Below are 24,754 nucleotides of genomic sequence, written 5' to 3'. Positions count from 1 at the left end.
TCAAACCGGGGGTGATGTGTTAGCGCTGTGTCGTTTGCTTTTGTGAAACGGTTTGCATCATGCGCGCGGCTCAGACGCCCCCTTCACTGGTCACATTGATCTTTGCCACGGCGCTATCCGTGCTGTCGCTGAATATGTTCCTGCCATCGCTGGCGCGTATGGCCGACGATTTTCAGGTGGATTATGGCCTGATCAACCTGTCTGTTGCGGGCTATCTGGCGATCTCTGCGGTGCTGCAACTGATCATGGGGCCGTTGTCTGATCGCTATGGTCGCAGACCAATCCTGTTGATCTGTATGGCGATTTTCGCGGTGGCCTCAGTGGGCTGTGTCCTGGCCGAGTCGATCTGGGTGTTTCTGGGCTTCCGCCTGTTGCAAGCCGCTGTCGTGGCCGGGCCTGTACTGTCCAGCGCCTCGATCAGGGATCTTTATGAGCCGAACGAGGCGGCCAGCAAGCTGGGCTATGTTGCGATGGCGATGGCGTTGGCTCCGATGCTTGGTCCGATGCTGGGCGGTGCGCTGGATGTGCTCTTCGGTTGGCGGGCCGGGTTCATTCTGTACTCGGTTCTGGGGGCAGGAATGCTGGTGCTGTTATGGGCCGATTTGGGCGAGACGAACACGAACCGATCCGCAACCTTTGCGGCCCAGCTAAAAGAGTACCCGCACCTGTTCCGCGCGCGCCGGTTCTGGGGCTATGCGCTCTGCGCTTCCTTCTCGATCGGAGCATTCTATAGCTTCATCACGGGCGCGCCGCTGGTCGCGGCTGCGTGGTTTGACCTGAGCCCGGCGATGCTGGGACTTGGGATTGGGATCATCACCGGCGGTTTCATGGTGGGCAATTTCATCACTGGCCGTATCGCCGCGCGCACAAAGCTGACCACGATGATCCTGATCGGGCGGCTGGTCGCCTCAATCGGACCGTTCTGTGGATTGGTTCTTTTTGCCGCGGGTCACGGCTCGGTTTGGGTGTTCTTTGGGTCTGCCATTTGTGTCGGATTCGGCAACGGCCTGACCAATGCCAATGCGTCAGCCGGGGTCATGTCTGTGCGCCCGAAACTAGCGGGCAGTGCGGCCGGGCTTTCCGGCGCTATGATCGTTGCTCTGGGTGCGGTTCTGACCACGCTGACGGGCGCTTTCGTCAGCCCTGAGAACGGGCCGTTTCTGGTTCTTGGCATGATGTTCGTCAGCAGCTTTATTGGTCTGCTCGCTGTGCTTTACGTCCGCCGTGTCGACGCAACGCAGCCCTTGCCGGACACAATCTGATCGTCAATCGCCTTAGGCGCAATCATTCCACTTTTCATGAGGCACATACCGTGTTAGGCGGCGCGCGATGGATTTCGGCGCGGCGCTCGCGCCACATTGTAAGGAGAGGCCGACATGGCACTGGAACGCACATTCTCGATCATCAAACCCGATGCAACCCGCCGCAACCTGACTGGCAAAATCAACGCCAAGTTCGAAGAGGCCGGCCTGCGCATCGTTGCGCAAAAGCGCATCCACATGACCAAGGAACAAGCCGGCAAGTTCTACGAAGTGCACGCCGAGCGTCCGTTCTATGACGAACTGTGCGAATTCATGTCGTCGGCTCCGGTCGTTGTTCAGGTTCTGGAAGGCGAAGGCGCCATTGCCAAGAACCGTGAAGTCATGGGCGCAACCAACCCCGCAGACGCCGCACCCGGCACCATCCGCGCCGAGTTCGCTGAATCGGTTGGCGAAAACTCGGTCCACGGTTCGGACGCACCGGAAACCGCAGCAGTTGAGATCGCCTACTTCTTCTCGGGCATCGAACTGGTCGGCTAATCGGTCGCCTGACAAGTCTAAGGGCCGCATCCAACCGGGTGCGGCCATTTTTGTTTTCAGATCTCTCTAAGGTCTTTCGGTGCCACCCGAACACCAATCGCATCCAGATCAGCGATCATCCGGCTTTCTGGTGCGGTGCTGACGTTGGACTTGATCGCATCAAACTTTTTGCGCAGCGCTTTCTTTTCCTCGCCTTTGCAATCGTTCCACGGACGCCCCTGCAACCCCATCACCAACACATAGTAACCAATGAAATGCGGCCGGGTGCCTGCCTGCAGCAATCGGGCATAGGCTTCATCGGCTCCCATTGCGCGCAACTCTTGCGCCGAGTGGATGCCTGCGCGGGCGCAAGACTCTTCGAAGGCCGGGCCCAGATTGCGGATCGACGAGACAGGATCAGACATGCCTCGTCTTAGCTGGGTGACCCAAAAGAGTCATCGGATAGTTTTGACGGCAGGCTGAAACACGACGTCAGGTTGGTACAGGCGAAATAGTCATTGATTTGCTTTCTGGAATATGACCTCATGACGTCATGCTGTCATGAGGTCGCCAATGCCCAAAAACAAGGACGCCACGGAAAAGCCCGACAAAGGCAAGAAGAACACGTCCCTGCGTTTAGACGGGAAAACGCTGAAAGCGCTGAAAATCAGGGCGATTGAAGAGGGGACAAGTGTTCAGAAAATCGTGGAGACCCTTGTGAACGACTACCTGGATTCGTCGCGAAAGGGTCAATCCTGATGCCCGGAAATAACAGTTTTTTCGTTATTCCGGGCGCATTGGACGAGGTGAAATTCTCCAAATCCTTCAAGGGTTTGACGCCAAAGATGAATGACGCCAAACCAGTGCAGCGCTTTGAGCTTTTGGATTGTCATGACCAATCGCTCAGGGCGTCGGGCAGAGTCCTGATCGAAGCGGGCGGATCGCTGCACCTGCTGAAAGATGGGGAAACGATTTCGCAAAGGTGCAAGGGAAAAGGAAAGTTTGCACAGAACCTGCCCGCCGGACCTGTACGGGACGCCCTTGCCGATTTTCCCGAACTACGCGCTCTGATGAGCGTTGGGGCAGGGCAGATCGAAAATCGTGCGTTTGCCGTTCTGGATGACCTGCAGAAAACGCAGGTGCGCGGGACGGTGATGACGCTGTATTCGGATCGCGGACAAGTGTCGCTTGTGGCAGCCCAACCTTTGCGTGGGTATGATCGAGCGTTCCAAACCGTGTGCGAGTACCTCGAAACAACCGCTTCGGGCGTCACCGGGGTCGAACCTTTGTTCAACGCCGTGTTCCCGGATCTGACGGTCTACAAGGCCAAGCCCGAAATCCGCATTGGCACCCAAGAGCCTTCGATTGAGGTCGCAACCGACATCATTCGCACCTACATCTCTGTCGCCCGACAGAACGAGGCCGGTGTGATTGCAGACATCGATACCGAGTTTTTGCACGATTACCGCGTCTCACTGCGTCGTGTGCGCTCGGTCATCAGTTTGTTCAAGGGAGTGTTTTCACCGGAACAGACCGCAGAGTTAAAACGCGCGTTCTCTGACTTGATGGCCCCAACCGGGCGTGTGCGTGACCTGGATGTTTATCTGCTGGAAAAAGAAGACTACTTTCGCCTGATCCCGCCGCAGCTTCATGACGGGGCGCGGGCCATGTTCAAGCAGTTCGAAAAGGAACGCACTCAGGCGCTTGTCCGTCTATCCCGTCGGTTTCGCTCGCAGGCTTACGACCAGCAGATGACCACACTGGCCAAACTGTTCGCAGATCCCGGCAACCTGCAACCCGGCCCAAATGCCGACCGAGCAGCTTATGAATACGCCTGTGCCCTGATCTGGAAGCGGTACCGCAAGACTTGCAAACTGGCGCGCAGCATCACCCCGGACACTCCGGATGAAGACGTCCACGAATTGCGGATCGACTGTAAGAAGCTGCGATACCTGATGGAGTTCTTTGCGCCACTCTTCGATGCAAGAGCTTTTAAAAGGATCATCAAGCCATTGAAAAAGCTGCAAGATAATCTTGGATTGTTCAACGACTTCTCGGTCCAGCAAGAAGCGCTGCACAGCTTTGTTCAGCAACACAGCAACACGCAGGGACGTGCCGATGCGCAACTGGCCCTGTCCATCGGTGGGCTGATTGCAGTGCTGGATCAGCGCCAAAAGGCCGAGCGAGATCGCGTGATCGCAAACTTCCAGCGTTTTGACAGCCCGGACATCCGGCACCTGTTTCGTAGCTTGTTTCACCATAAAGGAGACTGAGGAGTGAAGATCATTGCCTGTTACAGCAACAAGGGCGGTGTGGGAAAAACCGCGACCTCGGTCAATCTGGCGTATTCCTATGCCAAGGCGGGCTACACGGTGTTGCTGTGTGATTTGGACCCGCAAGGTGCCTCGGGGTTCTATTTGCGGGTCAAGCCGTCCAAAAAGCTGACCGATGCGCGGTTTTTTGAGGATGTGGCACGGTTTACAAAATCCATCCGCGCCAGCGATTTCGAGGGGCTGGACGTTCTGCCCGCAAATATGACCTTTCGGGATTTCGATGTGTTTCTGTCACGGATGCGGAACAAGCGGTCTCGGCTGAAAAAGGCGCTGGTCGCCGCCGGCAGTGATTATGACGTGATCATTCTGGATTGCCCGCCCAACTTTTCGACCCTGTCCGAAAACATCTTCAAAGCAGCCGACCAGATTGTGGTCCCGGTGATCCCGACGACCCTGTCGGAACGCACCTTCGACCAGTTGGTCAGCTTTTTCGACGCCAAGAAACTGCCCAAGAATAAGCTGAAGGCATTCTTTTCAATGGTGCAACGCCGCAAGACACTGCATCAGGATACGATGGACGTGATGAAAAAGCTCTATCGCAAGCGGTTTCTGAATAGCGCGATCCCGTTTGCAGCGGACATCGAACGCATGGGGCAGAACCGTGCGCCGGTCAGTGTTTATGCGCCTCGCAGCGCGGCCAGCGCGGCCTATCAGAGCCTGTATGATGAGATCGAAAACGGAGTGGTTTCAAACACATGAGCACCGAAATTGAACGCAAGTTCCTGGTTGCAGACCTACCCGATCTAGGCAGCGCTAAACGGGCCGTGGTGCGTCAGGGGTATCTGACTGCGCCGGACGACTCGACCGAGCTGCGGCTGAGGCAGAAGAACGAAACATACTATCTGACGCTCAAGGGGGCTGGTGCCCTGGTGCGTGTCGAGCGTGAGGCCGAGATTACGGCCGCGCAGTTTGAAACCTTCTGGCCGGAAACCGAAGGTCGTCGGGTCGAAAAAGAACGCTTTACCGGCGAACTTCCCGACGGGCGCGTGTTCGAGTTGGACGTTTTTTCCGGGGATCTGGCACCGCTGCGTTTGGTTGAGGTTGAGTTTACCTCAGAAGCCGAGGCGCAGGCTTACACGCCACCTGATTGGTTCGGTGCCGATGTGACAGCCGATAAACGGTACAAAAACAAGATGATGGCGATCAATGGCGTGCCAGACTAAAGCTTGCGCGCCAGCTTGATCGTCGCTTCGAGACCCGGATCGCAATTGCGGGCCTCGAAAGCGCCCTGATGCATATGCGATATGGCTGCCACCAGTGCGAGGCCCAGCCCTGCATTGCGCTCGGTCCGTGCGGGATCAAGGGTGACAAAGGGCACCTGCAGACGTGGCAGTTCTTCCTCGGGCACGCCGGGACCACGGTCTCGTACACTCAGGCTGGCAAAGGGGCTATCTTCCGACAAAGTGATGGTGATGGCCGTTCCGTCTGGCGCGTAACGCATTGCATTTTCTAACAGGTTCGACAGAGCTTGCGACAGCAAAGGACGGTGCCCCTGTACGGCTTGCGCACTGCCGTGAACCTCAAGCGAGACGCCCTGATCTGCGGCGACGGGCTCATAGAGCTCAACAACATCGCCGACCAGTTGCTGCAGGTCCACCGGCTCGAACTGTTCCCGCCCGACACCGGCTTCGGCGCGTGAGATTTCGGTCAGTTGCCCCAGAACGCGCAGCACGTGGTCGATCTCGGCCGTCGCTCGGGCCACGTCGACCTCTCGGTCCAGATCGCTTTTGGTTGGGTCAGATAGCGCCTCGACCCGCTGACGCAGGCGGGACAGGGGAGAGCGCAGGTCGTGGGCAATGGAATTCGAGGTCGTGCGCAGGTTGCTGATCAATTCCTCGATCCGGTCCAGCATGGTGTTCAGCGTGCCCGCGACCTGGTCGAACTCATCGCCTGTGCCGCGCAATTGCATCCGGCGCGACAGGTCGCCCGAAACGATGTTTTCCGCCGTGCTGGCGATGTCCGAAAGCCGAGAAAACACCAGCCGCGTGAACATCCAGCCGGTCAAAAAGCTGAGCGCCAGTGCAATCGCGAGGGCCAGTCCGACGGCGCGCAGCAATGCACGGTCAAACTGTTGCCGGGCCAGTGCATCGCGCCCCACCAGCAGCCGCTCTCCACCGGGTAGACGGATTGAAGCGGCTGAGATTGGCACCAGTTGATCATTGTCCGCGCGCCGTAGTTCCAGATCGACCCAACCGCTGCCGGCGGTCACGTCTGACGGCCACTGTTTCAGGTTGCCCGCCAGTTTAACCCCAAACCGGTCAGTCAACAGATACAACGCGTCGCGTTCTGATGCAGATGGAAGACGCCTCTCGATCGCCTGCAGAAGGCCAAACAGACCACGTCGTTCGTATTCATCCGCCAGACCGGTGAGTTCGGCGGACACGACCGAGCGTGTCTCGCCTTCGATGCTGCGATTGGCGGTGAAATAGACAAGACCCAGCACAATTGCCGTCAGCAAAGTGCTGAGAACCATGCTGGCCAGAACGAGGCGGGTGCGAGAATTGTTGAACGAAAGTCGCAGGTTATCCATCGGATATCATGTAACCTGCACCCCGAACCGTTTCAATCAATGGCGGTCTGCCACCTTCATCCAGCTGGCGTCGCAGTTTCGAGATATGGACGTCCACAACATTGGTATTGGGATCGAAATGGTAATCCCACACGCCTTCCAGCAACATGGTCCGCGACACCACGCGGTTCTTGCGACGCAGGAAGAACTCCAGGATCTGAAACTCGCGCGGGGTTAGGGAAATCTCTTGCCCGTCGCGGGTGACCTTGCGGGTCAGCAGATCCATCTCGAGATCGCGACAGGTCAGCGTCACGCTTTCATCAGACTCCTGAGGACGTCGCAGCAGGGCCTCGATCCGGGCATGCAGTTCCTGAAAGGAAAACGGTTTGACCAGATAATCATCAGCACCCGAGCGCAGGCCTTTGACCCGCTCGTCCACAGCGCTCATGGCGGTCAGCATCAGAGTAGGGGTTTTGACCCCCGCAGCCCGAAGGGATCGGATCATCGAAAGACCATCAAGGCCAGGCAGCATCCGGTCCAGAACAATCGCGTCAAACCCGCCATCCGTCGCGTGGTACAGACCCTCGCGCCCGTCTGCAGCCTGCTCGACCACATAGCCTTCCTCGCCAAAGCCCTTGGCAATGAATTCACGAGTGTCTTCGTCATCTTCGACGATCAGCAGGCGACGGCTCATAGTCTGCATTCCTTTCTGTGGGGAGTTAAACATAAAACTCGGGTAAGTCACATGATTTGCTGAAATTACGTGCCGGGTGCGTTGCAGCGCACCCGGCAGTCCCGGCGGAGAGCGGACAATTCAATCCGCCGGGGAGGCGCACGCCAGAAATCCCCATCAAATGGCGTGCGCGGACTTCGGATCAGGCGATTTCGACCGCCACGAAGATCTGGTTTCCACCGCGATTGATCAAAACCAATGCGGGGTCCGTCTTTTCGCTGTCCAGCGCAGCCTTCAGCGCGTCCGGGGTGACGGTTTCTTGGCTGCCCAGTTTGACGATCACGTCGCCGCGTTGCAGACCGGCCTTGGCGGCGGGGCTGTCCGGCATCAGGTCGGTCACGACCACGCCGTCAACGTTTTCCCCTACGCCTGTCTGCGCGCGGTTGCTGTCGGTCAACGGTGCAACGGTCACACCCAGAGCAGTGCCCGAGATGCCTTCGTCGACGGATTTGTCGATCTCGGCAGAGGCGCTTTGGTGCTGGCCGATTGTCAGTTCAACGGTTTCTTCCTTGCCGTCGCGCAGAACCGTGAGGGTGCTGTCGGAACCCACTTTGGTCGTACCCACAAGGATCGGCAGGTCGCTGCTGGACTCGACGACTTCATCATTGAAGGTCAGGATCACGTCGCCCTGTTCCAGATTGCCCTCGGCCGGGCTGCCTGCGACGACGTCCGATACCAGCGCGCCGGTCGAGGCGTCTATCCCCATCGCAGCCGCGATTTCGGGGCTGACATTCTGGATCGATACACCCAGCCATCCACGGCTGACCTGGCCGTCATCGCGCAGGTCCGAAGCGATATGCTCGACGATGTTCGAGGTCACGGCAAAGCCAAGGCCAACTGAACCGCCGGTGGGCGAGTAGATGGCCGAGTTCACGCCGATCACTTCACCTTCCATGTTGAACAGCGGACCGCCCGAGTTGCCTTTGTTGATGGCAGCGTCGGTCTGGATGAACTCAGCGTATGGTCCGGCCGAGATGTTGCGGCCTTTTGCCGAAACGATGCCCGTGGTCACAGTGGAATGAAGGCCAAACGGGTTGCCGATGGCCACAACGTCTTCGCCCACACGGATGACGTCGCTATCGCCCAGTTCAACGGCTTGCAGCGGTTCGTCCGCGTCGATTTTCAGAACCGCGATATCGGTCAGCGGGTCGGTGCCAATGATTTCGGCGTCATAGCTGCGGTCGTCGCTCAGACGAACGGTGACGGTTGACGCGTTGTCGACGACATGGTGGTTGGTGATGATGTATCCCGCTTCGTCGAGGACAAAGCCCGAACCCAGCCCCTGGGCCGGTCCACGCTGAGGCGCCTGAAAGCCTTCGGGCGCGCCAAAGCGCTTGAAGAACTCACCGAACGGGTGGCCTTCGAAGTCAAAGTCCTGTCCCTGCGCCTGTGCTGACACGACGTCCTGTTCGGCGATGATGGTCACCACCGAGGGGGACACGCTCTCAACCAGATCGGCCAAGGCCTCATCCGCCAACGAGGGCAGGGCAGTGGTGGCCAGCAGTGCTGCGCTCAGCGCGGACGCGCCAACCAGGCCAGTGGCACGTGGCAAAAGCAGAGAGGATTTACGGATGCTCATTATTGGTCTCCTGTTTATGTCGCGCGGTTGCGGCCGCGCGTTGAAATAGGAGATGAAGCATCTGTCTGAGAGTTTCCTGAGCCAAGGATTAAGAAATCTTAATTTCGCCACAAACTGGTCGTTCTATCCCGTGGGGCACTACGAATTCGAATCAGGTTGGCCGATTCGGCCAATTGTTGACGAATTGAAAGTCAAACTCTGAAATTTCCGGAATTGATTCAGTTTTGGTAACAAATGATCCCTTGGAAAACCTGGCAATCAACCGCTCGTCTTTTGGTTGTGGGGTTCAATTTTGGCCTGTACATAGTTTAAACATATATGGGCAATAAAAATATTCTATGTGCCTTAAAGTTTGCGCATAACCTGTCATCGTCCCTATCTGCCGGTTTTGGGGCTCACCTTAGGGTAGAGCTGACTTAGGCGGGATGTTGCGCAAATGCCAACGTGATACGTCAAAAATTAACCGTTATCTCCAATTTTACGTTGTTTGGACTCACTGGATAGGTGACGATGATCTTGCCCAAGCGAGGGGGAGCCAGAGACACTAGGGGGTGTCGACGGCTTGTCACAGTCACTGGAAACGCTGAGCGGCATGTTAACGAGGGGGTCTTGTTTAGGTTCGGCGGCGGAATAGCCAGAGTGCCTTAAGGTATTTTTGGCCGCGTTTTCAGGATTGGTGAAAAGTGGTAGTCCTGTTTTGGGCAAGCGACCTGGTCGGAAACGATCGGGTCGCTTCTTATTTGGGGGGACGGTCCTCAGACGGACCTGTCTGCTTGCCACTTTGCCCAGTCTTCGGGCGTATCCAAATCCAGCAAGGCATTCCGACCGGGCAAGGGCTGAAGATAAACCTTATCCTGATGGGCGCGTACAACCGATTGCGCGCCGGTATCTCCGGTCAGGCGGCTGAGGGTCCCGAACAGGTATTGGTCGAAGACAACCGGGTGGCCGGGCTTGCCCGTTTCGGTCGCACCGCGCCAGATCAGGTGGTCGGGATGTTCGTCGACCGCCGCAATAACGCGGTTCAAGTCTTCCGCTGTGATCTCGGGCAAATCCGCCAGCAAGACCATAACGGCCCGCGAGTCGGAGGGCAGATGCGCCAAGGCGCCGCTTAGGCTGGCGTTCATCCCTTCCTCTGCATTCGGGATACGCGCGGAGACCACGTCCAATCCTTCCACGGCTGCATCACGCGGATGCGGTTCGGGTGGCAGCGCCACAATGACAGGTCCGGCCCGCATCGCCGTCAGCGCAGAGCGACGCAACAGAGGCACGCCGTCCACGATCTGCATCAATTTGTCGGACCCGCCCATGCGGCGCGATTGCCCGGCGGCCAGAAGGATAATCGGTATGTCGCTCATACCGTCACTTAGCCACCGAGGCGGTCCTTTGTCATCCCCGCATGCGCGCGCCATCAACGTCAAACAGAGGGGTTGAGATCACGCGAGCTTTGCGCATATGGCCCAAAATCTCAATTTCAACCTCCAGCCCGTCACGCGCGCGGTCCACTGGTAAGAACCCCATGGCCACCGACTTTTCGGCAAAGTGCGAATACCCGCCCGAAGTACAGAACCCGACAACCTCACCGTCCAGCCAGATCGGTTCATAGGCGTTGACGTCAGCATCCTCGGCTTCGACCTCGAACGCGACCAGCGTGCGTGTCGTGCCCTCGGCCCGCTCCAGTTCGGCGGAGGCGCGTCCGATGAAGTCCACGTTCTTGGAATAGGAAACAAAGCGGTCCAGACCGGTTTCGGCAGCGGTGTAGTCCGGTGAAAATTCGCGCATCCACGAGCCAAAGAACTTGTCCAGACGCAGGCTCATCATTGCCCGCATGCCAAATGGCACCATGCCGTGAGGTTGACCGGCCTGCCACAGGGTCCACCACAACTGTCGCTGGGCCATGGGGGCACAGTAGATCTCATACCCCAGATCACCGGTATAGCTGACCCGTTGAACGATGCAGTCTGTCATCCCGATGGTCATGCGCCGCACGTCCAGGAATTTGAGGTCCGAGATATCGGCACGTGTACAGGCTGCCAGCACTTCGGCCGCCTTGGGCCCAGCGATCTGGAAACCGTTCAAGCGGTCGGAGATGTTTTCGATCCCGACGCCGTCGTCCTGATTATGCAGAAACCAACGCATGTGGAACGCTTGGCTGCCGTATGAGGCGGTCAGCTGGAACTCGGTCTCACTCAGGCAGGATACGGTGAAGTCTCCGATCAGCTTGCCTTTGGGTGACAGCATGGGTGTCAGAGACAACCGCCCCGGTTTTGGAATGCGCCCAGCCATGATCCGATCCAGCCAATCGCGCGCGCCGGGGCCGGTGATGCGGTACTTGCCGAAATTGTGGACCTCGTTGATGCCAACGCCGTTGCGCACGGCGCGGACCTCGCGACCGGTGGCGTCAAACGCGTCCGAGCGGCGGAACGACGGCGTCTCGTATCCCGGCTCGTCCTCTTGGGCAAAATAGTTCGGCACCTCAAGCCCGTATTGCTGCCCCCAAACTGCGCCGAGATCGCTGAAGATGTCGTACATCGGGGTGGTCCGGTTTGGGCGCGCGGCGGGCAGTTCTTCGTTGGGGTAGGCGACGCTGAACCGTTTCTGATAATTCTCGATCACCTTCGGGCGCGTGTATCCGGGGCTGATCCAGTCTCCAAACCGAGCAACATCCATGGCAAAGACGTCGCGCTCGGGTTCACCTTCGATCATCCACTGCGCCAGTGTCAGGCCCACGCCGCCGCCCTGGCTGAACCCGGCCATCACACCGCAGGCCGACCAATAGTTGCGCATGCCCGGAACCGGCCCGACCAGAGGGTTGCCGTCGGGCGCAAAAGTGAACGGCCCGTGGATCACCGATTTAACGCCAGCCTCTGCCAGAACGGGGAAGCGTTTGTAGGCGAATTCGATACTATCGGTGATCTTGTCATAGTCATCAGGCAGCAGTTCATGACCGAACTCCCATGGGGTGCCGTCAACCGCCCAGGGTTTGCAAGGCTGTTCGTAGAACCCAATGCACAGCCCGCGCCCTTCCTGCCGCAAATAGCTTTCGCCGGCGGGGTCCATCACATGTGGGTGCTCACCGCCCGCGTCGATGATGGCCTCGATCTGAGGGATCGAGTCCGTGACCAGATACTGGTGCTCCATCGGGTGGAGAGGGAAGTAGACACCGGCCATTGCGCCTACTTCACGCGCCCACAGGCCGCCTGCGTTGACTATATGCTCTGCATGGATGGTGCCCTTATCGGTCACGACATCCCAGGTGCCGTCGCTACGCTGAATTGTTTCGCGCACCATGCAATGGGTTTCGATGGTTGCACCGCCCATCCGGGCCGCCTTGGCATAGGCATGGGTTGTTCCCGAAGGATCAAGATGCCCATCCAGCGGATCGTAAAGAGCGCCAATGATGCCGTCTGTGTTGGTGATGGGCGCGATTTTTCTGATCTCTTCCGGCCCGACGATCTCGGTCTCAAGCCCCATGAACCGATGCTTGGCGCGTTCCGCCAGCAGCATGTCAAACCGGTCCTGATTGTCGGCCAAGGTCACACCGCCCACATGGTGCAGGCCGCAGGACATGCCGGTGATCTCTTCCAGCTCTTTATACAGGCGGATCGTATAGCCCTGTAGCGCCGCCATGTTGGTGTCACCGTTCAGCGTGTGAAACCCGCCCGCCGCATGCCAGGTCGAGCCGCTGGTCAGTTCGGACCGCTCCAGCAGCATCACATCCGACCAACCCAGTTTGGTCAGGTGATAGAGAACCGAACATCCAACGACTCCGCCGCCGATGACTGCAACTTGGGTGGTGAGTTTCATGAACGACTCCTGATAGTTTCGACGCCAGTCTCAACAGCGGGTCGGTCATTGCAATACCAGCAGCGACAGAAAGTGTCGCACAGGGCGATCCGCGTGCAGAGCAGATCCAAAGATGTAGAAACCGGCGCTTACGCTAAAGCACCGGTTTATTTACTGTTTTTCGCCTAGGTCAAAGCGGGCGGATTTTGAGTTCCGTAATCCGGTTGCCTTCGCGTTTCGTCACCTCAAAGCGGAAGCCATGGAACGAGAAGACCTGACCGACAATGGGGATCATCTGCGCTTCGTGAATGACCAGACCGGCAACGGTGTTGGCCTCTTCGTCGGGCAGGGACCAGTCCATCGCACGGTTCGCGTCGCGGATCGTCGTGGCGCCTTCGACCAGGAACTGCCCGTCTTCGGTACGGGTCACCGAGACCTCTTCATCAATGTCGAACTCATCCGCGATTTCGCCGACGATTTCTTCGAGGATATCTTCGAGCGTGATCAGACCGCGCAGCGATCCGTATTCATCCACGACCAGCGCAAAGTGGCTGTGCATCCGCAGGAATTCCCGCATCTGATCGTCCAAAGTGGTCGTCTCGGGCACGAAATACGGGTCGTTGGCGACCTTGAGGATGTCGAACTCTTTCAATCGGCTGTCAGCGCCTTCATTACCGCCAGCGTGCGCATACATCGCGCGGAAGAGGTCTTTGGCGTGAACGACACCAACGATGTTTTCCTGCTCATCCCTGAATACAGGCAGTCGGGTGTGACTGCTTTTCAGGCATTGCTGAAGAATAGCCTCGGGCGGGGCATCCGCATCGATCATCTCGATGTTCGAGCGGTGCAGCATGATCTCTTCAACCGCGCGATCGCCCAAATCCAGCGCGCCCAGAATACGGTCGCGGTCTTCCTTTTCGACCACGCCCTCGGAATGGCCCAGTTGCAGCGCACCCGCAATCTCTTCCCGCACGGCCAGAATGTTGCTGTCCGGGTCGATCCGAACGCCAAACAAACGCAAAACGCCGCGCACCAGCACCCGCACGGCGGCCACGATGGGCGAGAATACGGTCACAACGATGCGGATGATCGGAGCAACGGCCGAGGCCGCCTTTTCGGAATTGGTGATTGCATAGGTTTTGGGCAGAACTTCGGCAAAGATCAGAACCAGCAAGGTCATGACCAGCGTGGCAAGCGCCACGCCGCTTTCGCCGAACAGGCGCGTGAACAGGGCCGTTGCCAGCGATGCGGCAAGGATGTTGACCAGGTTGTTGCCTAACAGGACCGAGCCGATCAGCCGTTCATTGTCATCGGTGATATCCAGCGCGATCTGCGCCCCGCGCGAGCCCTTATCGGCCTGCGCCCGCAGTTTCCCGCGCGATGATGCGGTCAAAGCCGTTTCAGAACCCGAAAAAAAGCCCGACAGGACAAGCAAAAACAGAATGGCGCCTGAGGTAAACCAGAATGCGCCGTCGATCAGAGAAGCAGAAGAGGGTTCCATCGGTCCTTGGTTGTTCGTGTTACTGCAACCGTTATGGGGTCGCGTATGCAGCGGATCAAGGGGTTAGCCCTTGTTGTCGTCGTCTTTCGCCAGCGGGTGATGCTGCAACACAAGCTCTGACAGGCGTTCGTCCAAAACATGGGTGTAGATTTCGGTGGTTGCGACATCTGCGTGTCCCAACAGCGTCTGAATCGACCTCAGATCAGCACCGTTGGCCAGCAGATGCGTGGCAAAGGCGTGGCGCAGGGTATGGGGCGTTACTTTTTCAGGTGAAACGCCGCCTTCGACAGCCAGTTCCTTGACCAGCAGAAAAAACCTGTGTCGAGTCAGGTGCCCGGATTTACCGCGAGACGGAAACAGAAATCTGGAGCGTTGACCACCATCTGCTACCAGCTTGTCTTCGGCCTCATCCCTGACATGCAACCATGCCGCCAAGGCATCGCGTGCGGGTGGCGACAGGGGCACCATCCGTTCTTTGCCGCCCTTTCCCAGAACCAACAGCATCCGGGGATCACCACGGGCCGAGGAGACTGGCAGCGATACCAGTTCGGTCACACGCATGCCGGTGGCGTAGAGAACCTCCATCAGGCAGGTGTTGCGCACGCGGTCCGATTTTTTGCGGCCAATGCGGCGCGCGGCGTCCAGCAGGCGGTCCACCTCGAAAACGTCCAGCGTTTTGGGCAGGCGTTTTTGTCGGCCCGGTCCTTTAATCTGAATGGCGGGGTTGGTTTCCAGCCAGCCTTCTTCGAAGGCGAACCGATAGAGTTGCTTGATCGCGGACAACCGGCGCGCGCGGGTTGAGCGGGACAAACCCTGTGCGTCGCAGTCGATCAGATATTGTTCGATCTGGTCGCGTTGGACGTCGGAGAACCTTGACTTGCGACGATCCAGCCAGTCCGAAAACTCTTTCAGATCGCGCCCATAAGCCAGCTGCGTATTGGTCGCTGCGCCCAGTTCTGCGGCCTGCGCCTGCAAAAAGGTCGAAATCCACAGCTCTTGGGTTGCGGGGGCTATCATTGCTATTTGTCCTGCAGAATCAGAACATTCAACGCAGCGCGGCGGGCTGTATCCTCAAGGCCCACCCGGCGCAACGTTGCGATCGCTGCAGTCAGATCAACAAGGTTTCCCCGTGATCCGTGGGCAAACCGCTCCATCGTTTCCAATATCGCCTCGCCCAACTGGTCATTGTCCAGCATAACCTCAATGTTCGACGGGATCGGGGCGGCCCAGGCAAACCCCTGAGCGACCGCATCCGCCAAAGGCGAGGGCGAGCGTGCGCGACCCGGATCGCCCTGTGCAAGGGCGGCGAGGAATTGGCTTTCATCCGATTCATCCGGAACCGAGAGGGCCGCGGTTTCGTAAAGCTCGGACAGCAAAAGGATACGCCAGCGCAGCTTCTCAGCTGTGAGATCCGTTAGTTCAACCTGAGACAAACGTTCTGCGAACAGTTCGGCAAACGGGACTTCCAATCCGACCGAACGCATTTGCGACCAGACCGAAGTGAGCGCCTTAGCGATTTTTTGGGGGTCACGGGACTCCAGCGCGGCCTCAAACCGTTGAACCGCCGAAACTCTGTCCCACACCGCGCCGGACGCCGCCGGAGAGCGCTCGGTATACAGCCCCAGCAATTGGTTGGGCGTCAATGCTCCAATCCTGGTCAGGCGCTCCGCAGCTTCGATTTGCGCTTTCCAGCCTGCCACATCCCGCAGGTCGGCATTTGCAAAGGCGCGGGGCAGAGGGGCCGATGGCAGGCGTTCTCCGATAGCCTCGAACAGACGAAAGGTCAGAGGGCTGGGATCGTCAGGTTGCGGTAGGTATTCTGCATCTTCGAACAGCTCGGGGCTTAGGAAGCGGTCCAGCAGATCCAGCTCGTCCGGCGGCAGAATTTGCAGCGCATGCGCGGCCTCGAGCGTCAGCGCCGCCGAGGCCCAGTCGCCGCGCCGTGCCTTGCAGAAAATCTGCGCGGCGTAGTCCTGAGACAGGTGCGGCTTTGCGATCAGCGAGGTGCAACTGCGGTCCTCATCCCCTGTCAACAGGGTGGCGTCAAACCAGCGCTTGAACCGCTCACGCGAATTCGTTGGGCCAGCCAATTGAACCAAGGACTGCGCCGGGTCCGCTGCGCCCAGCTGCATCAAACGGTCCAGGCGAGCAAGCAAAAGGGTCTCTTCGGCGTCCGACCCTGCAGGCGCGCGCGCTTCGGACAGGATCAGAGTGAACAGCAGACGCTGCATCGCGGGATTGTACCGCACGGGCACATGCGCGATCAGCTCTGCCAACCGATCCGCGTCGCTGTTTTGCCAAAGGTTCACCGGTAGCCCTGTGACCGACGATGACACCAGCCCCAGCGGTTGCGACAGGGCTTCGAGCGGTGTGACCTCAATATCCGGCTGAACGCCCGTTTGCGTCACCGGCGGTTCAAGCAGCACAGTACCCGGCAGATTCTTGGGCGGATCCGCGAGCCAGTCGATCACGGACAAAGGGCTCTGTTGCGCGTGCGCCGAACCGGCCAGCAACAGTGCAGCCAGGGCGGCTTTATTCCACATTCAGGATAACCGGCTCTCGAATCTCGTCTTGCGGGGCCGAAAAATCCACCCCGAAAATCGGGCCCAGATAGGCATAGCCCACCAGCCCCAGAAAACACAGGCAAACAACATATACCAGGAACTTGATCAGACGGCCCATTGCTCAACGCTGCCCCAATTTTGTCTTTTGCCATAGTTATAGCTGGCATTTTTCTTAAGATCACGTCATTCACAGTGAAATGAGCGAAATTAAGCATAACACCCACACCGAGGGCGCGGATGCGGTCTTTGAACTGCACAAAACGGTCGTTTTGGTTGGGATGATGGGGGCTGGAAAGACGGCTGTGGGCCGTGCTTTGGCCGCTCGGCTGGGGGTTCCTTTTCTGGACAGCGATGCCGAGATCGAATCGGCGGCCAATATGACCATCCCCGAGATTTTCGAACGGGATGGCGAGCCGTTTTTCCGCAGCAAGGAAAGCCAGGTCATCGGACGTCTTCTGGACGAGGAAAAAGGCATCCTGTCCACAGGCGGAGGTGCGTTTTTGGCCGAGCAGAACCGCCAGATGATCACCGAGCGCGGGGTCTCGGTCTGGCTGCGCGCGGACCTGAACGTTCTGTGGAACAGGGTTAAGCACAAAGACACGCGGCCGCTGCTGCGCACCGCCGATCCCTATGCGACTTTGCGCGCCTTGTACGAAGACCGCGTCCCGGTTTACGCCCAAGCGGACCTAACGGCTGAGTCCGACGGCGAAACCTCGATCGATAATATGGTGGACCGGGTTGTTGCGGCATTGCTGACGCGACCCGACGTATTGGAACGGAAGTAGATGCACCAAACCGTACATGTAGAGCTGGGCGACCGCTCGTATGATGTTGAAATCGGGCCGGATCTGCTGGCCCAGTCCGGCACGTTGATTGCGCCCCTGCTGCACCGGCCCAAGGTTGCGGTTCTGACGGATGAAAACGTGGGCGCCTTGCATCTGGAGGCACTACGCGATGGGCTTGCCGCGTCGGGTATCGAGATGACCGCGCTGGCCTTGCCCGCGGGCGAGGCCACCAAAAGCTGGCCGCATTTCGAACGCGCGGTCGAATGGCTGCTGGCCGAAAAGGTCGAACGCCGCGACGTGGTGATCGCCTTGGGCGGCGGCGTCATTGGTGACCTGGCCGGGTTTGCAGCGGCCGTCCTGCGACGCGGTGTACGGTTCGTCCAAATACCAACGTCGTTGCTGGCGCAAGTCGACAGCTCGGTCGGCGGCAAAACCGGCATCAACGCACCGCAGGGCAAGAACCTGATCGGGGCGTTCCACCAACCCTCACTCGTTTTGGCGGATACAGCGGTTCTGGGTACGATGACCCAACGGGATTTTCTGTCCGGCTACGGTGAGGTGGTCAAATACGGCCTGCTGGGCGACGCCGAATTCTTTGAGTGGCTTGAAGCCAACGGTCCGGACGTTTCGGGCGGGGATATGGCGGCGCGGGTGCGCGCGGTGACGCGTTCGGTCCAGATGAAGGCTGATATCGTGGCGCGGGACGAGACCGAGCAGGGCGACCGAGCGCTTTTGAATCTGGGTCATACGTTCTGCCACGCGCTTGAGGCTGCCACCGGGTATTCGGACCGGCTGCTGCACGGTGAGGGCGTTGCCATTGGTTGTGCGTTGGCGTTCGAGCTGTCTTCGCGTCTGGGGCTGTGTTCGCAGGAAGATCCAAGCCGCGTGAGGGCGCATTTGCGTGCGATGGGAATGAAGACCGATCTGGCCGACATCCCGGGCGATCTGCCAGGGGCTGGGGCTCTGGTCGACTTGATGGCCCAGGATAAGAAAGTCATCGACGGGCAATTGCGGTTCATCCTGGCGCGAGGCATCGGGCAAGCCTTTGTCACCTCGGACGTCCCGCGTGAGGCCGTGCTGTCGGTTCTTGAGGATGCGTTAGCGACCGTCTGATCAGCGTCCTCTGATCACCATCAACTCACCGATGTTCTCACGGGTGATGTAGCCCACCATATGCCCGGCTTGGGTGCAGACAGCGACGGCGGGTGCGCCCTTGTGCAACTGTTCCAGTACCATCTCAAGGCCGCTGGTCAGTTCGACGCGCGGTATGTCGGTCTCCATGATCGTGGTTGCCAGATCAGATCGCGGGGTCTCTTGCGCCAGAGCGTTGAACAGCCTGCCGCGCGCCACAAAGCCCAGAAGCGTGCCATCCGCGCCCAACACAGGGAATTCATGCTGCGTGGTGTGGATCACGGCCTGCGCCGCAGTGGCCAGCGTGTCGGTCGGGGACAGGGCGTGGAACTCGGTAATCATCGCATCGCGCGCCAGTACGCGCCGCGCAACCGAGCGCATGGCCACGTCCTGACTTTCGGCATTGGCTGCGACGAAAACGAAAACGGCGATCAGTACCAGTAAGGGGTTTCCAGTGCTAAGACCAAGGAAACCGAACGCGACCGCCACCATCTGACCCGCCAGAGCGGCCACGCGTGTGGCTTTGACCCGGTCCATGCGCAGGCACAGCAATGCCCGGAACACCCTGCCACCATCCATCGGGAAGGCCGGGATCATGTTGAACGCCGCAAGCAGAAGGTTCACGTAGGCCAACCGGTTCAGCAACCCGGCGCTGGTCAAGTCGATCCGGGCCATATCGGCCAGTGGCATCCCAGCACCCAAAACCATCAGAATGATGAAGATCACCACGTTGACCGCAGGGCCAGCCAAAGCCACCCAAACCTCTTGCATGGGCTTTTCGGGCATCCGCTCCAACCTGGCGAGGCCGCCGATCGGGAGAAGGGTTATATCGGGGGTTTTGATGCCGTATCGCCGCGCCGCCAGTGCGTGGCCGAACTCATGCGCAACGACGCAGGCAAACAGCGCCAGCACAAAGATCAGATTCTCGATCGCGGCAGGCATTCCGCCGTTGGAATAGGCGGCAAAGCCAACCCAGGCCAACAGCAGGAAAAAGGTGACATGGACCCTCAGTTCCGACCCGAGCAGGCGGCCGAGTGAGAAGGACCATGTCATCTCGTGTCTCCGTTTTGCTTAGAACGGTATCTCGTCGTCGTCGATTCCGCCGGATGCAGGGGCAGGGGCGCTGGACTGTCCGCCATAAGGGTCGCCATAGCCGCCGCCCGCCTGACCTCCGCCATAACCACCGGACTGGCCACCACCATAACCGCCACCGCCGCCTTCGCCGCGGCTGTCCAGCAGGGTCAGTTCACCACGATAGGGGCGAAGAACGACCTCGGTGCTATAGCGGTCCTGACCGGACTGGTCCTGCCATTTGCGGGTTTCCAGTTGACCTTCAATGTAAACTTTACTGCCTTTACGCAGGTATTGTTCAGCAATCCGCGCCAATGGCTCCGAGAAGATCGCGACCGAGTGCCACTCGGTCCGTTCACGACGCTCACCGGTGTTGCGGTCTTTCCAGTTCTCGGATGTGGCGATGCGCAGATTGCAAACCTTGCCACCGTTCTGGAACGACCGAACCTCGGGATCGCGGCCGAGATTTCCGACCAGAATGACCTTGTTAACTGAACCTGCCATGTATTTCCCCGTTCTTGTCTGACTGGCGTGCGCCCGAATCTGGCGCCCTTGTATCTTTGCGACCCTATACGGCCTGCGTCATGGTTAAAACACAGTTGATGAGTGCAACACCGGGCAAGAATTCGCGCGGGTTTTGTTCACCAAGCTTTCATTTTTTCCTGAAATATCTATAATCAGTCGGGTTCGAGAACGAGCGGGATTGTCTTTAATGCGTTTTCTGGTTGGTTGTTTTTCTGTTCTGAGTCTTTCGTTGGTCTCAATTCCGGCAGCGGCTGACACCTTGTCTACCAAAAGCCGCAAGGACATCTTTCTCAAGCAATCCAAGATCCTGGACACGCGCGCAGCGACCCAATACCGCGATTCCTCGCGCCTAAAGCCCAAAACCGCACAGCCGCAGTTCAGTAAGCGCTATACGGGAAAATACCGTGGCCAGTACCTAAACCTCGCGCGTGAGGCAGCCCGGAAACACAAAGTGCCCGAAGAGCTTTTTCTGAGACTGGTTCAACAGGAAAGCGGTTGGAATCCTCGTGCGGTCTCGCACAAGGGCGCCTTGGGTCTGGCACAGTTGATGCCCGGCACCGCGCGTCTGCTGGGCGTGAACCCGCATGACCCCAAGCAAAACCTTGAAGGCGGGGCGCGGTATCTGTCCTGGCAGTACCGCAAGTTCAAATCCTGGCGTCTTGCGCTGGCAGCTTACAACGCGGGTCCGAAAGCTGTTGAAAAGCACGGCGGTGTGCCGCCGTACAAGGAAACCCAGAACTACGTGAAGGTGATCTGGGGCGGATGACCCGCTCAGCACCACCGAAAAAAAACCGGCCCAGAGGCCGGTTTTTTCAGTTTTACTCTGCTGCGATCTTAATGACCGGCTCCATGCGGGCCAGGATCTCTTCGGACAGATGGCATTTGACCTGATGCCCATCCGCAAGCGTTTTGACCGGCGGCACGTCTTTCTCACACAGCCCACCCGGAACTTCGGATTTCCAGCGGCAGCGTGTCTGGAACGGGCAACCCGAAGGGGGGTTCATAGCCGACGGAATATCGCCTTCGAGAACGATGTGTTCCTTTTCGATCGATGTATCCGCAATGGGGACCGCACTCAGCAACGCCTCGGTATAAGGGTGATAGGGCGGCGCAAAGACCTGATCGGTGGTGCCAAGCTCGACCACATGGCCCAGATACATCACCATCACCCGGTCGCTGAGATAGCGTACAATCGACAGGTCGTGGCTGATGAACAGAAGGGTTGTTTTGTGTTCGCGCTGAATCTCCATCAGAAGGTCGGTCACGGCCGCCTGAACGGACACATCCAGCGCCGAGACCGGTTCGTCTGCAACCACGATTCGGGCATCCCCGGCAAAGGCGCGGGCAATGCCGACACGCTGTTTCTGTCCACCAGACAGCTGGCGCGGCATTCGGTCCGCAAAGGCACGCGGCAGTTTCACCAGATCCAGCAACTCCAGCATCCGCTGTTTGCGCTCGGCCTCAGAATTGCCGACGCCAAAGATCTCAAGCGCCCGGATGATCTGCCGACCAACGGTCATTGAAGGGTTCAGCGTGTCGAACGGGTTCTGGAAGACCATCTGAACTTCGCCCACAGTCTTGGCATCGCGTTCCTCGATCGGCACTGCCTCGATATTGCGGTTATCCAGCAGAATCTGCCCGTCTGTGGCCGTCTCCAGCCCCATCAGGACCTTGGCAAAGGTGGACTTGCCACAACCGGATTCGCCAACGATTGCCAGCGTTTCGGACTCATGCGCCTCGAAACTCAGCGTTTCGTTGGCCTTCACCACTTTCTTCTCACCGCCTCCGAACAAGGCATTGGCCGCGACCTCATAGTATTTCTTGAGGTTGTCCATCTTCAGAACAGTGCGGCCGATCTCGGCTTTTTCCTTTTGCTCGCCGACCGTAATCGGCGCGTTCCAGTCGATCTCTTTGAACTTCAGACAGCGCGTATGGTGCCGGTCATTGCCCGGCACAGGCTCCATCAGAATGTTTTGCGCGTCACAGCGGCCTTCCTCGAAGTAATCGCAGCGCGGTCCGAAATTACATCCCGGAGGGCGTTCATGAGGCAGCGGAAAGTTCCCCGGAATGGCCACCAAGGGCCGCGCGTTCTTGTCCGCACCCGGCAACGGGATCGAGCGGAACAGCGCCTGTGTATATGGATGCTGCATTTCGTCGAACACGTCGTGGATCGAGCCGCGCTCGACCGCCTCGCCGGAATACATCACGCAGAGCCGGTCGCAGGTCTCAAGCACCAGACCAAGGTTGTGCGAGATAAACAGCATCGAGGTGCCGTATTTCTTGCCAAGATCCTTGACCAGCTCGACCACAGCGGCCTCAACCGTCACGTCCAGCGCCGTAGTAGGCTCGTCCAGGATCAGCAAAGCGGGTTTCGACATCAGCGCCATCGCGATCACGATGCGCTGCTGCTGACCACCCGACAGCTGATGCGGGAAGGAATTCAACATCCGTTCTGGGTCGGGCAGGCGCACATCCGTAACCACCTCCAGCGCGCGGGCATACGCCTCTTCGGCGCCAACGCCTTCGTGGATCATCGGGACTTCCATCAGCTGTTTGCCGATTTTCATCGCTGGGTTCAGCGACGCCATCGGCTCCTGATAGATCATCGCGATCTCATTGCCGCGAATGTCACGCAGTTCATCCGAGCTCATCTCGGACAGATCGCGTCCCTTAAACTTGATCGTTCCACCAACGATGCGCCCATTTTTACCGAGGTCTTGCATGACCCCCAGCGCCACAGTCGACTTGCCGCATCCGGATTCGCCAACCAGACCAACAGCCTCACCGGGCTGAACGCTGACCGAAAAATCCATAACGGCTGGAATTTCCCGAAGGCGGGTGAAGAATGAAATCGACAGCTTGTCGATCTCCAGGATCGGGCCGTCATAGTCCGCCATTTTATTCATCTTGTATCTCCTCACCAGATCGCAGGGATCCCCTTCATCTGGCTAAAAATATCCTGGGGGTCCGGGGGCAAAGCCCCCGGCCTCGGTCACATCAATCCTTCAGACTTTCTTCGCGCAGACCGTCCGCCAGCAGGTTCAGACCAAGAACCAGCGACAACAAGGCAAAGGCAGGAGGAAGGGCAGGGTGCAGATAGATCGACAGAAGCTTGCGCCCCTCGTTGATCGTCGAGCCCCAGTCCGGGCTTTCCGGCGGCAAGCCCAAGCCAAAGAAACCCAAGGTTCCCAGAAGGATGGTGGTGTAGCCAATCCGCAGACAGAAATCGACGATCAGCGGGCCACGAGCGTTGGGCAGGATTTCCCACAGCATGATGTACCACGGACCCTCGCCGCGCGTCTGGGCCGCAGCCACATAGTCCCGTGTTTTGATGTCCAGCGCGAGGCCGCGCACGATGCGGAACACCGTGGGCGAGTTCACGAAGACCACCGAAACAAACACCACCAGAATCCCTCCGGGGATATCGAACAGGTCCAAAAAGGTTGGCAGTCCCCAGATGCTGTAGTCGTCAGTATTGATGACGTAACCACCCGTCGAGATCAGCGACAAATACAGCCACAACGCCAGACCAAGCACACCGATCAGCAGCGGAGTGCGGAAATTCGGGCGCGTGTAGTAGCGCGAGTTTAACAGAACGCCGATGAACAGGATCGGGAAGATGAACAACACGGCCGCCATATAGTTTGGCACTCCGGTCGCGACGATCTCTGGTGTTACCAGCAGGTAGAACAGCAGGATAACCGGGAAGGCCAGGATTAGGTTTGCCAGGAAGGACAGGAACGTATCCAGACGCCCACCGTAGTAACCGGCGGGCAGACCCAGAGTGATCCCGACCATAAAGGCAAACATCGTTGCCAGAGGTGCAATCTGAACCACGATCCATGCGCCCTTGACCATGCGGCTAAAGACGTCGCGGGCCAGGTTGTCGCCGCCAAGAAGATACCAGGCGTATTCGCCCTCTTCAGGGCTGGGCAGGGGTGTTCCGGGCACTTTGTTTTTCATGCCTGAGACCTGCACCAGCGGGTCGTGCGTTACGATCAGGTCCAGCGCGCCGAAGATGCCGGTAAAGACCCAGAACATCACAAGGCCAAAGCCGATCATGCCGATGGGGCTGTCGAACAGTTTGCCGTAAAGTCCTAGGCGACGTTTAAAGGCGATGGACATTGCAAACAGGATGATCAGCGATAACCACACAGGTAGAAACTGTTGTGAAATCGCTCCGATAATCCCGGCGCTGGTGCCCATCAGGATACCAAGCACGATGTAGGCAAGCGCGAGAACGACGCAGGCGATAAAGCTGTATCGCAGGGCCTTTTGTGTCAGACCACGCAGCCCGTTGCCCGCGCTTATGGTGCCGTCGATATTCACGCTCACCGGTGTTTCGGGCAGAACGATGCTGCCGATGATCCAGATTACGATCGATACAATCAACGCAGCCAGCGCAATCATCAGGATAGGGTTCAGAATGGCGATAGAGCCGGTCCAGCTAAGAGGTTCCATG

23 protein-coding genes are annotated in these 24,754 nt (G+C 58.6%); 9 read left to right on the top strand and 14 right to left on the bottom strand.

Annotated features, from left to right (window positions below; translation table 11 throughout):
• Nucleotides 1–59 precede the first annotated feature (59 nt).
• Both J7416_RS05795 and ndk read left to right on the top strand, forming a co-directional pair.
• Nucleotides 60–1,262 carry a multidrug effflux MFS transporter gene (locus tag J7416_RS05795; RefSeq protein ID WP_209223762.1) on the top strand — a complete coding sequence of 401 codons (1,203 nt, stop codon included), beginning with the start codon at nt 60–62 and terminating at the stop codon, nt 1,260–1,262.
• 114 nt (nt 1,263–1,376) lie between these two features.
• The gene (gene ndk / locus J7416_RS05790; protein WP_068334875.1) at nt 1,377–1,799 is read left to right on the top strand and encodes a nucleoside-diphosphate kinase; all 423 of its coding nucleotides are present in this window, start codon (nt 1,377–1,379) and stop codon (nt 1,797–1,799) included.
• A gap of 56 nt (nt 1,800–1,855) precedes the next feature.
• Here ndk and J7416_RS05785 read toward each other — a convergent pair whose 3' ends face one another.
• Complete coding sequence (locus J7416_RS05785; RefSeq protein WP_209223761.1) at nt 1,856–2,203, bottom strand: TfoX/Sxy family protein; 348 nt, start codon at nt 2,201–2,203, stop codon at nt 1,856–1,858.
• 148 nt (nt 2,204–2,351) lie between these two features.
• Here J7416_RS05785 and J7416_RS05780 point away from each other — a divergent pair, with 148 nt between their 5' ends.
• The 4 genes from J7416_RS05780 to J7416_RS05765 are packed head-to-tail and all read left to right on the top strand — an operon-like array spanning nt 2,352 to nt 5,274.
• The gene (locus J7416_RS05780) at nt 2,352–2,537 is read left to right on the top strand and encodes a hypothetical protein (protein ID WP_209223760.1); all 186 of its coding nucleotides are present in this window, start codon (nt 2,352–2,354) and stop codon (nt 2,535–2,537) included.
• The gene (locus J7416_RS05775) at nt 2,537–4,051 is read left to right on the top strand and encodes a CHAD domain-containing protein (RefSeq protein WP_209223759.1); all 1,515 of its coding nucleotides are present in this window, start codon (nt 2,537–2,539) and stop codon (nt 4,049–4,051) included. The genes J7416_RS05780 and J7416_RS05775 overlap by 1 nt, the downstream gene beginning before the upstream one ends.
• A gap of 3 nt (nt 4,052–4,054) precedes the next feature.
• On the top strand, nt 4,055–4,810 hold the full coding sequence (locus J7416_RS05770; protein WP_209223758.1) for an AAA family ATPase: 756 nt from the start codon (nt 4,055–4,057) through the stop codon (nt 4,808–4,810).
• The gene (locus tag J7416_RS05765; protein WP_209223757.1) at nt 4,807–5,274 is read left to right on the top strand and encodes a CYTH domain-containing protein; all 468 of its coding nucleotides are present in this window, start codon (nt 4,807–4,809) and stop codon (nt 5,272–5,274) included. Before J7416_RS05770 ends, J7416_RS05765 begins: the two co-directional genes overlap by 4 nt.
• Here the strand turns inward: J7416_RS05765 and J7416_RS05760 are convergent.
• The 9 genes from J7416_RS05760 to J7416_RS05720 form a co-directional block, all read right to left on the bottom strand.
• Nucleotides 5,271–6,641, bottom strand: a complete 1,371-nt coding sequence (locus J7416_RS05760; RefSeq protein WP_209223756.1) for a HAMP domain-containing sensor histidine kinase — start codon at nt 6,639–6,641, stop codon at nt 5,271–5,273. The genes J7416_RS05765 and J7416_RS05760 overlap by 4 nt on opposite strands.
• Nucleotides 6,634–7,314 (bottom strand): response regulator transcription factor, encoded by a 681-nt coding sequence (locus J7416_RS05755; protein WP_209223755.1) that lies wholly within the window; start codon nt 7,312–7,314, stop codon nt 6,634–6,636. Before J7416_RS05755 ends, J7416_RS05760 begins: the two co-directional genes overlap by 8 nt.
• Nucleotides 7,315–7,495: 181 nt before the next feature.
• Nucleotides 7,496–8,932: a Do family serine endopeptidase gene (locus J7416_RS05750; protein WP_209223754.1), complete on the bottom strand. Its 1,437-nt coding sequence runs from the start codon at nt 8,930–8,932 to the stop codon at nt 7,496–7,498.
• 755 nt (nt 8,933–9,687) lie between these two features.
• Nucleotides 9,688–10,287: a nucleotidyltransferase family protein gene (locus J7416_RS05745; RefSeq protein ID WP_209223753.1), complete on the bottom strand. Its 600-nt coding sequence runs from the start codon at nt 10,285–10,287 to the stop codon at nt 9,688–9,690.
• A gap of 31 nt (nt 10,288–10,318) precedes the next feature.
• On the bottom strand, nt 10,319–12,736 hold the full coding sequence (locus J7416_RS05740) for an FAD-dependent oxidoreductase (protein WP_209223752.1): 2,418 nt from the start codon (nt 12,734–12,736) through the stop codon (nt 10,319–10,321).
• 169 nt (nt 12,737–12,905) lie between these two features.
• Nucleotides 12,906–14,216, bottom strand: a complete 1,311-nt coding sequence (locus tag J7416_RS05735; RefSeq protein ID WP_209223751.1) for an HlyC/CorC family transporter — start codon at nt 14,214–14,216, stop codon at nt 12,906–12,908.
• Nucleotides 14,217–14,279: 63 nt separating this feature from the next.
• Nucleotides 14,280–15,233 (bottom strand): tyrosine recombinase, encoded by a 954-nt coding sequence (locus J7416_RS05730; protein ID WP_209223750.1) that lies wholly within the window; start codon nt 15,231–15,233, stop codon nt 14,280–14,282.
• A 2-nt stretch (nt 15,234–15,235) separates the two neighbouring features.
• Nucleotides 15,236–16,759, bottom strand: coding sequence for a hypothetical protein (locus J7416_RS05725; protein ID WP_209223749.1), 1,524 nt, complete (start codon nt 16,757–16,759; stop codon nt 15,236–15,238).
• On the bottom strand, nt 16,749–16,898 hold the full coding sequence (locus J7416_RS05720) for a hypothetical protein (RefSeq protein WP_209223748.1): 150 nt from the start codon (nt 16,896–16,898) through the stop codon (nt 16,749–16,751). The genes J7416_RS05725 and J7416_RS05720 overlap by 11 nt, the downstream gene beginning before the upstream one ends.
• 79 nt (nt 16,899–16,977) lie before the next feature.
• On the opposite strand from J7416_RS05720, the gene J7416_RS05715 reads away from it, so the two are divergent.
• Both J7416_RS05715 and aroB read left to right on the top strand, forming a co-directional pair.
• Nucleotides 16,978–17,565, top strand: a complete 588-nt coding sequence (locus J7416_RS05715) for a shikimate kinase (protein ID WP_209223747.1) — start codon at nt 16,978–16,980, stop codon at nt 17,563–17,565.
• Nucleotides 17,566–18,678 carry a 3-dehydroquinate synthase gene (gene aroB / locus J7416_RS05710; RefSeq protein ID WP_209223746.1) on the top strand — a complete coding sequence of 371 codons (1,113 nt, stop codon included), beginning with the start codon at nt 17,566–17,568 and terminating at the stop codon, nt 18,676–18,678.
• Here aroB and J7416_RS05705 read toward each other — a convergent pair whose 3' ends face one another.
• Nucleotides 18,679–19,749 (bottom strand): site-2 protease family protein, encoded by a 1,071-nt coding sequence (locus J7416_RS05705; RefSeq protein WP_209223745.1) that lies wholly within the window; start codon nt 19,747–19,749, stop codon nt 18,679–18,681.
• 18 nt (nt 19,750–19,767) lie between these two features.
• The gene (ssb, locus tag J7416_RS05700; protein ID WP_209223744.1) at nt 19,768–20,271 is read right to left on the bottom strand and encodes a single-stranded DNA-binding protein; all 504 of its coding nucleotides are present in this window, start codon (nt 20,269–20,271) and stop codon (nt 19,768–19,770) included.
• 208 nt (nt 20,272–20,479) lie between these two features.
• On the opposite strand from ssb, the gene J7416_RS05695 reads away from it, so the two are divergent.
• Nucleotides 20,480–21,058, top strand: coding sequence for a lytic transglycosylase domain-containing protein (locus tag J7416_RS05695; RefSeq protein ID WP_209223743.1), 579 nt, complete (start codon nt 20,480–20,482; stop codon nt 21,056–21,058).
• A gap of 52 nt (nt 21,059–21,110) precedes the next feature.
• On the opposite strand, the gene J7416_RS05690 is transcribed toward J7416_RS05695, so the two are convergent.
• Entirely contained in the window at nt 21,111–23,198 is a 2,088-nt protein-coding gene (locus J7416_RS05690) for an ABC transporter ATP-binding protein (protein WP_209223742.1), read from the bottom strand.
• 91 nt (nt 23,199–23,289) lie between these two features.
• Complete coding sequence (locus J7416_RS05685) at nt 23,290–24,753, bottom strand: ABC transporter permease (RefSeq protein ID WP_209223741.1); 1,464 nt, start codon at nt 24,751–24,753, stop codon at nt 23,290–23,292.
• Nucleotide 24,754 lies beyond the last annotated feature (1 nt).

It is taken from the genome of Ruegeria sp. R14_0 (assembly GCF_017743975.1).
Classification (GTDB): Bacteria; Pseudomonadota; Alphaproteobacteria; order Rhodobacterales; family Rhodobacteraceae; genus Ruegeria.
This window is presented reverse-complemented; position numbering and strand designations above follow the sequence as displayed.